Genomic DNA, 14,645 nt, shown 5'->3' with positions numbered 1-14,645 from the left:
TGCGCGGCACCGCGTCCTGCAGATAGGGATGGCATGTCCTACTTCTCCGAGTTGGCCCTTCAGTTCATCGACGGCGAGTGGCGCGGCGGAAGCGGTTCCTGGGACATCGTCGACTTCAACCCCTACAACGGGGAGAAGCTGGCCTCCATCACCGTGGCGACGGTCGAGGAGGTGGACCTGGCCTACCGGGTGGCCGAGCGCGCGCAGCCGGAGTGGGGCGGCACCAACCCCTATGCCCGGCGGGCCGTCTTCGAGCGGGCGCTGCGGATCATCGAGGACCGCGAGAAGGAGCTCACCGAGACGATCATCGCGGAGTGCGGCGGCACCCATGTGAAGGCGGGCTTCGAGCTGCATCTCGCCAAGGAGTTCCTGCGGGAGGCGGTCCATCTGGCGCTGCGGCCCGAGGGCCGCATCCTGCCGTCGCCGGTGGACGGCAAGGAGAACCGCCTCTACCGGCTGCCGGTGGGCGTGGTCGGCGTCATCAGCCCCTTCAACTTCCCCTTCCTGCTGTCGCTGAAGTCGGTCGCCCCCGCGCTGGCGCTCGGCAACGCCGTCGTCCTCAAGCCGCACCAGAACACCCCGGTCTGCGGCGGTGGCCTGGTCGCCAAGATCTTCGAGGAGGCCGGGCTGCCCGCCGGGCTGCTCAATGTCGTGGTCACCGACATAGCGGAGATAGGCGACGCCCTGATCGAGCACCCCATACCGAAGGTGATCTCCTTCACCGGCTCCGACAAGGTCGGCCGGCATGTCGCCACCGTGGCCGCCTCCCACTTCAAGCGCACGGTCCTGGAGCTGGGCGGCAACAGCGCGCTGGTCGTGCTGGACGACGCCGACCTGGACTACGCGGTGGACGCGGCCGTCTTCAGCCGCTTCGTCCACCAGGGGCAGGTCTGCATGGCGGCCAACCGGGTGCTGGTGGACCGGGCGGTGGAGCGGGAGTTCACCGAGAAGTTCGTGGCCAAGGTGGAGACGCTGAAGGTGGGCGACCCGGGCGATCCCACCACCCACATCGGCCCGCTGATCAACGAGGGCCAGGCCGAGGCGATCGCCTCGCTCGTCGAGCAGACGATCGCCGAGGGCGCCACCGCGCTGGTGCGGGGGCGCACCGAGGGCACCCTGATGGGGCCGACCGTGCTCAGCGGGGTCCCGGAGGGCGCGGCGATCCTCGGGCAGGAGATCTTCGGGCCGGTGGTGACGCTGATTCCGTTCGACGGCGACGAGGAGGCCGTCCGGATCGCCAACGACACCGACTACGGGCTCAGCGGGGCCGTGCACACCGGGGACATCGAGCGCGGGGTGCGGTTCGCCCGGCGGATCCACACCGGCATGATCCATGTGAACGACAGCACGGTCCACGACGAGCCGATCGTGCCGTTCGGCGGGGAGAAGCACTCCGGTCTCGGACGGCTCAACGGGGAGTCGATGATCGAGGACTTCACCACCACCAAGTGGATCTCCATCCAGCACGGCCGGAGCCAGTTCCCGTTCTGAGCCGGCACGGAAACGCGCGCCGACGGAAAACGCGCGCCGACACGCGGACAGAAGCTGACCGCAAGCCTTCCTAACGTGGGGTTCATCGAAGGGCGCCGGACCCGGGCGCCCTCCAGATGAGAGGCGGCAGCCATGCCCGTGATCGTGAACCCCGAGGCATGTAACGACGAGCGCGGTGCGCTGCTCGCGTACCTGGACGCGCAGCGCGGCGGCATCCGGCGCTCGGTGCACGGCCTGACCGAGGCGCAGGCCCGCAGCACCCCCAGCGCGAGCGCGCTCTCGCTGGCCGGGCTGCTCAAGCACGTGGTCACCGGCGAGCGCGGCTGGCTGCGCGTCCTCCAGGGCAAGGCGCCGGGGAACGCCAAGGACCAGATGGCCGAGTGGGAGCACACCTTCGAGCCCACCGAGGACGAGACGGTGGAGGCGATGCTCGCCCTGTACGACGAGGTGGCGCGCGAGACCGACGAGGCGGTGCGGGCCCTGCCGTCGCTGGACACGACCTTCGAGGCCCTCCGGCTGCCCTGGGACGAGGGCGGCACCCGCACCTGGCGCTGGGCCGTCCTCCACCTGATCGAGGAGATCGCCCGGCACGCCGGTCACGCCGACATCATCCGCGAGACGATCGACGGCAAGGGCGCCTTCGACCTGGTCTTCGAGACCGGGGCGATGCCGGAGCCGGACTGGTCGATCCTGGAGGGGTGATCCGCCGGGCCCGGCGACGGCCTAGCCTGGTCACGGCGGGGCCGGGACCAGGATGGAGAAGAGCGGGCGATGTCAGCGATCCGGTTGCTGGTGCTGGGGGCCGTGCGCCAACACGGGCGGGCGCACGGCTATCAGGTCCGTAACGACCTGGAGTTCTGGGGCGCGCATGAGTGGTCCAACGCCAAACCCGGGTCGATCTACCACGCCCTCAAACAGATGGCCAAACAGGGCCTGATGCGCGCGCACGACGTCGCGCCGAGCACGGTCGGCGGGCCGCCGCGGACCGAGTACGAGCTGACCGGGGCGGGCGAGGAGGAGTACTTCCGGCTGCTGCGGGATGCGTTGCTGCGCCATGACCAGAAGATCGACGAGCTGACGGCCGGGGTGGGTTTCATCGTCGACCTGTCCCGCGCCGAGGCGATCGCCCTGCTGAAGCAGCGGGTGGCGGCGCTGGAGGAGTGGCGGGCCGAGGTGACCCAGCACTGGACGCCGCCGGACGGGACCCCCGAGGAGTGGGGCCATATCGGCGAGATCATGAAGTTCTGGGTGCACTCCGCGGACAGCGGCGCCGAGTGGACCCGTGGGCTGATCGAGCGGCTCGAGGGCGGGGCGTATGTGATGGCGGGGGAGGGGGAGCGGTCGGTGGAGGTGCTGCCGGAGGGGGTCCCCAACCCGTACGCCGCACCCGACGCGGACTGAGGAAGACCATGCCGAGGGAGGACGGCTGACGTCGGCCGTTCGGAATTAATCAAGTTTGACTAGAGGTAGTGGCGGGCAGTACCTTCCGGGTCCGCGTAGTCAAACTTGACTACGCGGAGCGGAGAAGCACAGAAGGAGAGGGGAAGACCTTGGCCGACAGCGATCCCGCGATCGTCGTCGAGGGACTACGGAAGACCTACCGGGACAAACGAGCCCTCGCCGGGCTCGATCTGACCGTCCCGCAGGGTACCGTGCACGCCGTGCTCGGCCCCAACGGCGCGGGCAAGACCACCTGCGTACGGATCCTGGCCACCCTGCTGCGCCATGACGGCGGCCGGGCCGAGGTCGCCGGGTACGACGTGCTGCGCGACCCCGACCAGGTCCGCTACCGCATCGGCCTGGTCGGTCAGCACGCCGCGGTGGACGAGGAGCTGAGCGGACGGCAGAACCTGGAGATGTTCGGCCGCCTCTACCACCTGGGCGGTCGGCAGGCGGCCGTCCGCGCGGACGAGCTGCTGGAGCGGTTCGGCCTGGCCGGCACCGGCACCAAGGCCGTCAGCCAGTACAGCGGCGGGATGCGGCGCAGGCTGGACCTGGCCGCGAGCCTCGTCATGCGGCCGCGGATCCTCTTCCTGGACGAGCCGACCACCGGGCTCGACCCCCGGGGCCGTACGGAGGTGTGGAACGCGGTCCGTTCGCTGGTGGACGGCGGTACGACCGTGCTGCTCACCACCCAGTACCTGGAGGAGGCGGACCAACTCGCCGACCGCGTCTGCGTGATCGACGGTGGGCGGGCCATCGCCGACGGGACCGCCGACGAGCTCAAGGCCCGGCTCGGCGGGGACCGTATCGAGGTGGTGCTGCGCGACGCGGGCCAACTGCCCGCCGCCGCCTCGGTCGTGGGCATGGCGACCGGCACCGGCGAGGTCGAGACCGACCCCGACCGCCGGCGGCTCGGCGCACGGGTCACCGACCGGGTCGCCGCGCTCACCGAGACCGTACGGGCGCTGGCGGCGGCCGGGATCGAGGCGGAGGACATCGTGCTGCGCCGCCCCACCCTCGACGAGGTCTTTTTGCATCTCACCGGGGAGCCGGCCGACACAGCGAAGGAGGAGACCCCCGTATGACGACCGCGACCCTCATCGACTCCTGGACCATGACCCGCCGCGGGCTCGCCCACTGGGCCCGGCAGCCCGTCCAGGTGGTCGTCCAGCTCGTCTTCCCGGTGATGATGCTGCTGATGTTCGCCTACTTCCTCGGCGGCGGGATGACCGTCCCGGGCGGCGGTGACTACAAGGACTTCCTGGTGCCGGGCACGCTCGCGCTCACCATGGTGTTCGGCCTCGAAGGGACGATGCTCGCCATCACCCAGGACCTCAACAAGGGCGTCATCGACCGCTTCCGGTCGATGCCGATGGCCCGCTCGGCGGTCCTGGCCGGGCGCAGCGTGCTGGACATGCTCCAGTCGGCGCTCGGTCTGTTCGTCCTGCTCGGGGTCGGTCTGGCGATGGGCTGGCGCTGGCACGGCGGCGTCGGCGACGGGCTTCTCGCCGTCGGGCTGCTGCTGTGGCTGCGGTTCGCGATGCTGTGGCTCGGGATCTTCCTGGGCATGGCCGCCGGGCGCCCGGAGATGGTGCAGGCCGTCCAGATCCTGGTCTGGCCGGTGGGCTTCCTCTCCAATGTCTTCGCCTCACCCGAGACCATGCCCGGCTGGCTCGGGGCCCTCGCGGTCTGGAACCCGATGTCGGCGACGGCCACCGCGATCCGCGATCTGTTCGGCGGCCCCGGTGGCGGCGGCGAGGGCTGGGCCGCGGACCATGCCCAACTTCTCGCCGTCTGCTGGCCGCTGGCGCTGATCGCGGTCTTCGCGCCGCTCGCCGTGCGGCGTTACGGGCGGCTCAGCCGCTGACGGCGGCCCGGGGCCGGACGTCCGGCGGGTCACACCCCCACCGGTCGTCGCCGGTTGCGGATACGGTGCATATATGGGGAACGACAGGTCGGGCACGGGGGCGGAGACGGCGAGTGGGCCCGGATACGCCCTGCTGCTCGCCGCCGGCCCGGCCGGCAAACAGCGACTGATGGACGCGGCCGCCGCGCTGCCTCAGCTCGCCGCCGTACCGCCGGCGGCGCTGCTGGGCACGCCCGGCGGCGCCAGCGTCGTCCAACTCGTGGACCCGGCCGATCCGCAGACCGTGCTGACGCATCTGCGCACCGCCGCCGCGCACCCGGGCCCGGTGCTGGTCCATCTCGCGGGCCAGCTCACCCTCGACGCCAAACAGCGGCTGCCGCATCTGGCGTTGGCCCGTACGACGCCGAGGACCGCCCGCTATACGGCGCTGCCGTGGCACTGGCTGACGGCCGAGCTCGGCCGGCGGCCGCCGGGCAGCACCGTCGTGGTCGCCGATCTGGTGGCCGACGAGACGGCGTGGCCGCCGCTGAGGGCCGCCGGGCCGTCCGGACTCGCGGCCGGGCTGACGCTGTACGGCACGGTGGCGCCCGCCCCGCCCAAGCGGGGAGCCCCGCCCAAGCGGGGGATGGCGACGCCGGACTACAGCCGGGCGTTCGCCGGGCTGCTGCGGGGCGCCGCCGAACGCCCCCCGCTCGCGCTGCTGCACCAGCGGGCCGCGCTGGAGGCCGGGTTGGGCAGCGGTCCCGAGCTGCTGCTGGACGGCGCCGGGCCGGATGAGGCGTATCCGGCCCCGGATGCCGCTCCTGGCCCGGAGGCCGCCGGATGGGCCGGGCAGACCGGACCGGCTGAGGCGGCCGGGTCGGCTGAGGCGGCCGGGTCGGCCGGGGCAGCCGGGCCGGTGGCGGTCACGCCGCCGCGTATGCCGTTGAGCCCTCCCGAATCGTTCCTCTCCGCCGATCCGCGACCGGCGCCACCATCACCGCGCCCGCCCCAGCCGACGCACGCCCCCCTGCCCCCGCCGCCCCGGCGGGCGCCCGTGGCCGATCCGCTCGCCGCCACGCACGCGGCGATATTCGAGGCGGCCAACTCGGGGCGGCACAGCGAGGCCGCCTCGATGGCGGCCGCCTGGGAACAGGAGGCCCTCCGGACCGCCGGTCCCCGTTCCGACGAGGCGATCCACTGGCTGGAGGTCCGGGCCGATCTCTCCCGTATCGCCGGGGACCCGGCCCGCGCCTGTGAGCTGTGGCTCGCGGTGGCCGACGCGCGGCTGGGCAACGGGGAGCCGGTCGGCCATCCCGAGGTCGAGGGAGCCGTGGACCGGGCGCACCACCAGTGGCAGTTCGTCCAGGACCGGGCCAGGGCCGGCGCCCTGGCCCCGCCGCTGATGGAGCTGCGGAGCAGGGTGCCCGGCCGCAAGCCCGGCGCGCTGGAGGCGGTCCGGCGCCGGGCCGAGCTGCTCCGGGCCCCGGCCCGCACGCGCTGACCGCCGTCGTTCCCAGGACCGGAGACACCGGGTTCAGTGGTGGAACGCCTTGGCGGTCTTCCCCGTGGGCGCGGGCTGCGACCGCAGGTCCGGCAGCAGCGACCCCAGGTCGTTCAGGAAGAGATCGGCGAGGTCCTCCGAGAAGCCGTTGCGGCACACCACCCGCAGCACGGACAGGTCCTCCCGATTGCGCGGGAAGGCGTACGCGGGCACCAGCCAGCCGCGTTCGCGCAGCCGCCGGGAGACGTCGTAGACATCGAAGGTGCCGACCCCCTCCGCCGTGGTGAACGCGAACACCGGGAGCTGATCGCCGCGGCTGAGCAGGGTGAAGTCCCCGAACGCCTCGATCCGCTCGGCGAGCGAGCGCGCCACGTCGCGGGTCTGCTGCTGGACGGCGCGGTAGCCCTCCCGGCCCAGCCGGACGAAGGTGTAGTACTGGGCGGCCACCTGGGAGCCGGGGCGGGAGAAGTTGAGCGCGAACGTGGGCATGTCGCCGCCCAGGTAGTCGACGCGGAAGACCAGCTCCTCGGGCAGCGCGTCCGCCGTACGCCACAGCGCCCACCCCACCCCGGGGTAGACCAGGCCGTATTTGTGCCCCGAGGTGTTGATGGAGGCCACCCGCGGCAACTGGAAGTCCCACACCAGGTCCTGGTCGAGAAACGGCGCGACCATCGCGCCCGAGGCGCCGTCCACATGCACCGGGATGTCCAGGCCCGTGCGCTCCTGGAGGTCGTCCAGCGCCCGGCACACCTCGGCGACGGGTTCATACGAGCCGTCGAAGGTGGAGCCCAGGACCGTCACGACCCCGATGGTGTTCTCGTCGCACAGCTCGGCGGCGGCCTGGGGATCGAGGTGGAACCGGTCGCCCTCCATGGGCACCTGGCGCGCCTCCACCTCCCAGAAGTCGCAGAACTTCTCCCAGCACACCTGGACATTGGTCCCCATGACCAGGTTGGGGCGGGCGGTCGCCGGATAGCTCACCGGATTCCGCTTGGCCCAGCGCCGCTTCAGGGCCATTCCGCCCAGCATGCATGCCTCGCTCGACCCCGTGGTGGAGCAGCCCACGGCCGTGTCCGGATCGGGTGCGTGCCACAGATGGGCGAGCATCACCACACACCGCCGCTCCAGCTCGGCGGTGCGCGGGTACTCATCCTTGTCGATCATGTTCTTGGGGAAGCAGTCGGCCATCAGCCTGCCCGCCTGCGGCTCCATCCACGTGGTGACGAAGGTGGCCAGATTCTGGCGGGCGTTGCCGTCCAGCATCAGCTCGTCATGGACGAACTGGTACGCGGTCGTGGGCGCCATCGGCTCGTCCGGGATGCAGTGGTGCGGGGGCCTGCCGGTCATCCCGCTCACCGGATTGGCCTCGCCGTAGACCGGATTGACGGAGAACTCGGAGCGATGTCCCCGGTGGGGCGGGGTGGGGGTGCCGTGATGAAGTGCCATCTTCGTTAAATTAGGGGCATATCGGCGATATGCCCCGCTACCGCGCCGTGCCCCCGCTACCGCGCCGTGGCCGCGCCCCGCCCCCTCGCTACCCCGCGCTGCTGAGCGACAGCTTCGCCGCGAAGCCGAGGAACGCCGTGCCCGCGGCCGCCGAGAGCCCCGCCCTCAGCCTCCGGCGCCGCCGGAGGGTGGCCGCCAGATACGTACCGCTGAAGATCAGCACCGAGAGATAGGTGATGCTGAACAACTGCGCCCAGGCGCCCAGCGCCAGGAAGGACAGCGCGGGATGGGCGTAGTCCGGATCCACGAACTGCACGAAGAAGGAGATGAAGAAGAGGATCGCCTTCGGGTTCAGCAGGCTGATGACCAGCGCCCTGCGGTAGGGGCGCTCGCCCTCCGCGGACCCCTTGGCCGCGTCCGCCGACTCCGCCGACGCCATCGAGGCATCCGCGGACTCCATCGCCGCGTCCGCGCTCCTCGGCCGGCGGCGCCACAGTGCCCGCGCCCCGCGCAGCATGCCCACCGCCAGCCAGGTCAGATAGCCCGCGCCCGCGAACTTGACCACCGCGAAGAGCACCGGGCTGGCGTTCAGCAGCGAGGCCACCCCGCCCGCGGACAGCGCCATCAGCACGGCGTCCCCGCACACCACCCCGGCCGCCGCCCGATAGGCGGTACGGGGGCCGCGGCGGGCCGCGACCGACACCACATACAGCGAATTGGGGCCCGGCAGCAGGATGATCAGCGCCAGACCGGCCAGATAGGTCGAAAGATCGGTTATCCCCAGCACAATCGGCAGGATGGCAGCCGCCCGCCGCGCCGCCCAGCGAGTTTCGCCATCCGGACTTGCACCTCACGCGGCGTAAGGGCGCACCGTGGAACCCGTACCGAACTGAAGGAGAGCGGACCAGGTCATGAGCTATTCCGTGGGACAGGTCGCGGGCTTCGCCGGCGTCACGGTGCGCACGCTGCACCACTACGACGAGATCGGACTGCTGCGCCCCGGCACCCGCAGCACGGCCGGGCACCGGCGTTACGACGACGCCGACCTCGACCGGCTGCAGCGGATCCTGTTCTACCGGGAGCTCGGCTTTCCGCTCGAAGAGGTGGCGGTGCTGCTCGATGACCCGGATATCGATCCGCAGGCCCACCTGCGGCGTCAGCACCGGCTGCTGACGGACCGGATCGAGCGGCTGCGGAAGATGGCCGCCGCCGTCGAACAGGCCATGGAGGCGCGGAAGATGGGCATCAATCTGACTCCCGAGGAGAAGTTCGAGGTCTTCGGGGACTTCGACCCGGACGAGCACCAGGAGGAGGTCGAGCAGCGCTGGGGGGACACCGAGGCGTACAAGGAGTCCCAGCGCAGGGCCGCCTCGTACACCAAGGAGGACTGGAAGCGGATCCAGGAGGAGGCGGACGAACTCGGCAACCGCTTCGTCGCGCTGATGCGCGCGGGCACCCCGCCGACGTCCGAGGCGGCGATGGACCTCGCCGAGGAGCACCGGCAGGGGATCAGCCGTAATCACTACGAGTGCGGCCATGAGATGCACGCCTGCCTGGGCCGGATGTACGTCTCCGACCACCGCTTCACGGAGAACATCGACAAGGCCGGGCCGGGGCTGGCCGTCTACCTCCGGGACGCGATCCTGGCCAACGCGGAGCGGCACCGCTAGGCCCTAGGGGCATCCCTGGAGGGTGGGGCCGAGGGCGGGAGTGCTCGCGGTGGGAACCAAGGGCAGGCACACGGCGTTGATAGCTTTGGGCGGCACACTGCGAAGAACTCTGTCGATGTTCTCCGTGCATCAGTCCGCCCCGACCTGCGGCCGGGCCTCGCACGAGCCTGCTTCCCTCGACCCAGGAGCCTCCCACCCGTGAACACCCTCGCGCTCGGCCCTCAGTGGCTGGACCCGGACTATCTGATCGAGACGTTCGGTCTGCTCGGTGTCCTGGCCATCGTTTTCGCGGAGTCCGGTCTGCTCATCGGCTTCTTCCTGCCGGGCGACTCGCTGCTCTTCACCACCGGCCTGCTGGTGACCACCGATGTGATCAAGCAGGAGCTGTGGCTGGTGTGCGTGGCCGTCGCGGTCGCCGCGATCGTCGGTGACCAGGTCGGCTATCTCTTCGGCCGGAAGGTGGGGCCGTCGCTGTTCCGGCGCCCCGACTCCAGGCTCTTCAAACAGGAGAACGTGGAGAAGGCGCATGAGTTCTTCGAGAAGCACGGGCCGAAGTCGCTGATCCTGGCCCGCTTCGTGCCCATCGTGCGGACGTTCACGCCGATCATCGCGGGCGTGAGCCGGATGAACTACCGCTCGTTCATCATCTTCAACATCATCGGCGGCGTGCTGTGGGGCACCGGCGTCACCCTGCTGGGCTCGGCGCTCGGGAAGGTCGACTTCGTCCATGAGCACATCGAGCTGATGCTGATCGCGATCGTGCTGCTGTCGGTCATCCCAATCGTGATCGAGTTCCTCCGGGCCCGAGGCAAGGCGAAGAAGGAGGCCGCCGCGGAGCCGGATCCGCAGGGCCCGGCCTCGGGCGCTCCGAACCAGGGGCCGCGCGGGCGCCACGCCAAGCGCTGACGCCGAGCGCCGGGGCCGGCCGCTGAGCGTCCCGGCGCCCCCGGCGTTCCCCGCCACCCGGCGTCTCCTGTCTGGCCGGCACCTCGTTCACCTGCGTTCACGTCCGTCACACACACCCGCCCCCACTCCCCCTCGGCGGTCACCGCCCCGCACAATGGGCTCCGGTGGCCGCCGATGCTGCATCCTTGGCTGCTGGGAACCGTACGGGGAGGGCTGGTGAGGAGCGAGGAGACGTGAGGCCGGACCGTCAGCAGGTGCCGCGCGGTGCGAGCGCGGTGGACGCGGACACGGGGGAGAACCAGAAGCCCCAGTCGGACGAGGCGCACAGCGCCTTCACCCCGCCCCTCGGCATACCCATGCCGCCTCCGCCCGAGGACGAGCACCCGACATCGGAGTTCGCCGTGCCCAACGGGCTGACGGCGGAGACCTCCGTCGAACCCGAGGGCTCGGCCTTCGTGCCGCCCCCCGGGGTGAAGACCCCGCAGAACAACCAGACCACCGGCGGCTTCCCCGCCATCACCCCGGCGAACGGCTTCCCCGTCGTCCGGCTGACCAAGGACGCCCCCTGGCAGGACCGGATGCGCACGATGCTGCGCATGCCGATCAGCGAGCGCCCGACGCCCGAGCGCGTCGAGCAGCAGGACGAGACCGGACCGGCCGTGCCGCGTGTGCTCGACCTCACCCTCCGCATCGCCGAGCTGCTGCTCGCGGGCGGCGAGGGGGCCGAGGACGTCGAGGCGGCGATGCTCGGCGTGGCGCACGCGTACGGGCTCGACCGCTGCGAGCCGACCGTCACCTTCACCCTGCTGTCGGTCAGCTACCAGCACTCGCTGGTGGACGATCCGGTCACCGCCAGCCGGACCGTGCGGCGCCGGGGCACCGACTACACCCGGCTGTCGGCGGTCTTCCGGCTGGTGGACGACATCACCTCGCAGGAGGAGTTCACGCTGGAGGAGGCGTACCGGCGGCTCGCCGAGATACGCCGTAACCGTCACCCCTACCCCGGCTGGGCGCTCACGGTGGCCGGCGGAGGGCTGGCCGGCGCGGCGAGCATGCTGGTCGGCGGTGACTGGCCGGTCTTCTTCGCGGCGGCCATCGGCGCGATGCTCGGCGACCGGCTGGCGTGGCTGGCGTCGGGGCGCGGGCTTCCGGAGTTCTACCAGTTCGTGGCCGCGGCGATGCCGCCCGCCGCGATGGGCGTGGCGCTCAGCCTCATGAACTCCGGACTCCAGGCGTCCGCCGTGATCACCGGTGGGCTGTTCGCGCTGATCCCGGGGCGAGCGCTGGTCGCGGGCGTCCAGGACGGGCTGACCGGCTACTACATCACCGCGGCGGCCCGCCTGCTGGAGGTCGGCTATCTGATCGTGGGCATCGTGTGCGGGGTGCTCACGGTGCTCTACGGGGGCGTCCAGCTCGACGCCAAGCTGAATCCGGAGGCGGCGCTGCGCCATGTGGAGCGGCCGGTGATCCAGATCCTGGCGGCGATGCTGCTGGCGCTGACGTTCTGCATCCTGCTCCAGCAGGAACGTCACACCGTGCTGTTCGCCACGCTCAACGGCGGGGTCGCCTGGGTGGTCTACGGCGCGCTGGCCGATACCGCCGACGTCCCGCCGGTGGCCGCCACGACCGTGGCCGCCGGGCTGGTCGGCCTCTTCGGCCAGTTGCTCTCGCGCTATCGCTACGCCTCGGCGCTGCCCTACGTCACGGCGGCGATCGGGCCGCTGCTGCCCGGTAGCGCGACCTACTTCGGCCTGCTCGCCCTGGCCCAGGGCAACCTGGACCGCGGCATTCCGTTCCTCACCCAGGCGGCGGCACTGGCCCTGGCGATCGCCATAGGGGTGAACCTGGGAGGCGAGGCCGCGCGCCTCTTCCTGAAGACACCCGGTGCCACCATCGACCCCTCCGGCCGCCGCGCCGCCAAGCGCACGAGGGGCTTCTGACGGGCGCGCTGCCCGGGGCCGTGCTCGCCCGGGACCGTCGCCGCCCCGGGGCCGGAAACGCCGGAGGGCGGGACACCCCCAGGGTGTCCCGCCCTCTCGCGTGCTCAGGGCTCAGTGGCCGCCGGCGGCCTCGAGGCGCTTGATGGACGCCTCCACCTCGGCCTCGGCCTCGGCGCGGCCCACCCAGTTGGCCCCTTCGACCGACTTGCCCGGCTCGAGGTCCTTGTAGACCTCGAAGAAGTGCTGGATTTCCAGGCGATCGAACTCCGAAACGTGGTGAATATCACGCAGGTGCTCCACCCGGGGGTCCGAGGCCGGTACGCAAAGCAGCTTGTCATCGCCACCCGCCTCGTCCGTCATCCTGAACATGCCGATGGCACGGCACTTGATCAGGCAGCCGGGGAACGTCGGCTCGTCGAGAATGACCAGTGCGTCCAGCGGATCGCCGTCCTCGCCGAGGGTGTTCTCGACGAAGCCGTAGTCCGCGGGGTAGCTGGTCGACGTGAAGAGTCGCCGGTCAAGACGGATGCGACCCGTCTCGTGGTCCACCTCGTACTTGTTCCGCGAACCCTTCGGGATCTCGATGGTGACGTCGAACTCCACGGGTGGCTCCTCCATGATCAACACATACGTCTGGTGATTAAGTGTCCCCCACGCAGGTGTGTGGTGGCGAAAGGGGCTGGTCGGTCGTGCCTGAAGCCCGATCGTGGCAGGTCAGGGAGTGGCTGAGTCACCGGCTGAGCCGTGGGCGACGCGAGTTCGACCGCGCGCGCGGTCGTGGGCTGTACGAATGGGACCGCGTACGCGCCCGTATCCGGCGCGAATGGCGGCGCACACCCCGGGAGCGGCAGCGGACCTGGCAACTGGTGACGGTCTCCGCCGCGACCGGTCTGGTGGTCGCCGTGGTGTCGGTGCTCGTGGCCGGGCCCTGGGACGGCGGACAGCGGACGGCCGAACGCGCCCGCGCCGCCGAGGACCGGGCCCCGGGTGGCGGACCGGACGGCGGTCCGGGGCGGCCCGCGCCCAGCGCCTCGCCCGTCCTGGCCGCGCTCGGCGCGCGCCCCGCGCCCAAGTCGCCGGACAGCGGTGGGGACGCCGTGCCGCCGCCCACCGGAGCGGGACTCGCCGACACGCTCGAACCGCTGCTGGAGGATCCCGCGTTGGGCGATGAGCGCTCGGTGGCGGTGATGGACGTGACCACCGGTCAGCAGGTGTTCGGCAGCAAGGCGGGTACGGCCACGATCCCCGCCTCGACGATCAAGCTCGCGACCGGTGCCGCGGCCCTCTCCGCCCTCGGCCCGGACCACCGCATCAGGACCAGCGTCGTGGCGGGCGCGGGTCGGCACGACATCGTGCTGGTCGGCGGCGGCGACCCCACGCTCACCGCGCGGGCCGTCAAGGGGAGCGACCACCCCGCCGCACTCCGCCAGTTGGCCGATGACACCGCCCGCGCCCTCAAGAAGCGCGGCACCGGCCCCTACCGGCTCGGCTACGACACCTCGCTCTACTCCGGGCCGAAGCTCCACCCGATCGGCCCCAACGAGAACCTCTCGCCCGTCGTCCCCCTGATGGCCGACGAGGGGCGTAAGGACGACAGCGACCACGGCCCGGCCCCGCGCGCCGAGGACCCGGCCGCCGACGCGGCCGGCACCTTCGCGTCGATGCTGCGCGACCGCGGCGTCGAGGTGAAGGGCGAGCCCGGCTCGCGCAAGGCCGCCGAGGACGCCCGTACGGTGGCCTCCGTCCGCTCCCAGCCGCTGTCCTCGCTCGTCGAGCGGATGCTGACCACCAGCGACAACGACATCGCGGAGGCCCTGTCCCGGCAGACCGCCCTCGCGGCCGGCGAGCCCGCCAGCTTCGCGGGCGGGGCGAAGGCCGTGACCCAGCGGCTGCGCAAGCTCGGGCTGCCGCTGGGCGGTGCCCGGATCGCGGACGGCAGCGGGCTCGACCGCACCGACCATGTGTCCGCAGGGCTGCTCTCCCAGGTGCTGGTGCGCGCCGCCGACCGCGACCACGCCCAATTGCGGTCGCTGCTCACCGGGCTGCCGGTGGCCGGTTTCAGCGGCACCCTGCGCACCCGCTACGCCCAGGACGCGGTCGGCCGGGGCGTGGTCCGCGCCAAGACCGGCACCCTCACCGGGGTCAACAGCCTCGCGGGCTCGGTCGTGGACGCGGACGGCCGGCTGCTGGTCTTCGCGTATCTGACCAACGGCACCACCGACGCCGACGGCGCCCAGCGCGCCCTGGACCGGATGGCCTCGGCCCTGGCCAACTGCGGCTGCCGTTGAGCACGGGGGCGGCCCGGACGCGCGGCGGCCACGCCACGGTGGCCGCCATAAGGCCACGAGGGTGACCCGGACGCGGGGTGGCCGCCTGCGCGGACCTCGGTGTCCTCCCGG

General features: G+C 71.7%; 13 protein-coding genes. 10 read left to right on the top strand and 3 right to left on the bottom strand.

Annotated elements, in window-relative coordinates:
* The first annotated feature begins 33 nt into the window (after positions 1–33).
* The 6 genes from BLV72_RS15270 (at position 34) to BLV72_RS15245 (ending at position 6,284) form a co-directional block, all read left to right on the top strand.
* Positions 34–1,491: an aldehyde dehydrogenase family protein gene (locus tag BLV72_RS15270; protein ID WP_093462865.1), complete on the top strand. Its 1,458-nt coding sequence runs from the start codon at positions 34–36 to the stop codon at positions 1,489–1,491.
* 132 nt (positions 1,492–1,623) lie between these two features.
* Positions 1,624–2,193, top strand: coding sequence for a DinB family protein (locus tag BLV72_RS15265; RefSeq protein ID WP_093462864.1), 570 nt, complete (start codon positions 1,624–1,626; stop codon positions 2,191–2,193).
* A 69-nt stretch (positions 2,194–2,262) separates the two neighbouring features.
* Positions 2,263–2,892, top strand: coding sequence for a PadR family transcriptional regulator (locus BLV72_RS15260; RefSeq protein ID WP_093462862.1), 630 nt, complete (start codon positions 2,263–2,265; stop codon positions 2,890–2,892).
* Positions 2,893–3,041: 149 nt separating this feature from the next.
* On the top strand, positions 3,042–4,019 hold the full coding sequence (locus tag BLV72_RS15255; protein WP_093462860.1) for an ATP-binding cassette domain-containing protein: 978 nt from the start codon (positions 3,042–3,044) through the stop codon (positions 4,017–4,019).
* Positions 4,016–4,801: an ABC transporter permease gene (locus tag BLV72_RS15250; RefSeq protein WP_059142448.1), complete on the top strand. Its 786-nt coding sequence runs from the start codon at positions 4,016–4,018 to the stop codon at positions 4,799–4,801. Before BLV72_RS15255 ends, BLV72_RS15250 begins: the two co-directional genes overlap by 4 nt.
* Before the next feature lie 73 nt (positions 4,802–4,874).
* Positions 4,875–6,284 carry a hypothetical protein gene (locus tag BLV72_RS15245; protein WP_093462858.1) on the top strand — a complete coding sequence of 470 codons (1,410 nt, stop codon included), beginning with the start codon at positions 4,875–4,877 and terminating at the stop codon, positions 6,282–6,284.
* 33 nt (positions 6,285–6,317) lie between these two features.
* On the opposite strand, the gene gad is transcribed toward BLV72_RS15245, so the two are convergent.
* Both gad and leuE read right to left on the bottom strand, forming a co-directional pair.
* Positions 6,318–7,730 (bottom strand): glutamate decarboxylase, encoded by a 1,413-nt coding sequence (gene gad / locus BLV72_RS15240; protein WP_093462857.1) that lies wholly within the window; start codon positions 7,728–7,730, stop codon positions 6,318–6,320.
* 88 nt (positions 7,731–7,818) lie between these two features.
* The gene (gene leuE / locus BLV72_RS15235) at positions 7,819–8,517 is read right to left on the bottom strand and encodes a leucine efflux protein LeuE (protein ID WP_093462855.1); all 699 of its coding nucleotides are present in this window, start codon (positions 8,515–8,517) and stop codon (positions 7,819–7,821) included.
* 124 nt (positions 8,518–8,641) lie between these two features.
* On the opposite strand from leuE, the gene BLV72_RS15230 reads away from it, so the two are divergent.
* The 3 genes from BLV72_RS15230 (at position 8,642) to BLV72_RS15220 (ending at position 12,246) form a co-directional block, all read left to right on the top strand.
* Positions 8,642–9,400: a MerR family transcriptional regulator gene (locus BLV72_RS15230; RefSeq protein ID WP_093462854.1), complete on the top strand. Its 759-nt coding sequence runs from the start codon at positions 8,642–8,644 to the stop codon at positions 9,398–9,400.
* A gap of 198 nt (positions 9,401–9,598) precedes the next feature.
* A complete protein-coding gene (locus BLV72_RS15225) occupies positions 9,599–10,306 on the top strand; it encodes a DedA family protein (RefSeq protein ID WP_093462852.1) in 708 nt (235 codons plus the stop codon).
* 233 nt (positions 10,307–10,539) lie between these two features.
* A complete protein-coding gene (locus BLV72_RS15220; RefSeq protein WP_093462851.1) occupies positions 10,540–12,246 on the top strand; it encodes a threonine/serine exporter family protein in 1,707 nt (568 codons plus the stop codon).
* A 111-nt stretch (positions 12,247–12,357) separates the two neighbouring features.
* Here the strand turns inward: BLV72_RS15220 and BLV72_RS15215 are convergent, their stop codons facing one another.
* The gene (locus BLV72_RS15215; RefSeq protein WP_014061662.1) at positions 12,358–12,849 is read right to left on the bottom strand and encodes an inorganic diphosphatase; all 492 of its coding nucleotides are present in this window, start codon (positions 12,847–12,849) and stop codon (positions 12,358–12,360) included.
* An 86-nt stretch (positions 12,850–12,935) separates the two neighbouring features.
* Between BLV72_RS15215 and dacB the strand changes: the two genes are divergently transcribed.
* Positions 12,936–14,534: a D-alanyl-D-alanine carboxypeptidase/D-alanyl-D-alanine endopeptidase gene (gene dacB / locus BLV72_RS15210; protein WP_093462849.1), complete on the top strand. Its 1,599-nt coding sequence runs from the start codon at positions 12,936–12,938 to the stop codon at positions 14,532–14,534.
* Positions 14,535–14,645 lie beyond the last annotated feature (111 nt).

This window comes from Streptomyces melanosporofaciens (genome assembly GCF_900105695.1).
Lineage (GTDB): Bacteria > Actinomycetota > Actinomycetes > Streptomycetales > Streptomycetaceae > Streptomyces > Streptomyces antimycoticus.
Note: the sequence above shows the minus strand (reverse complement) of the source record. Positions and strands in the feature narration are given on the sequence as shown.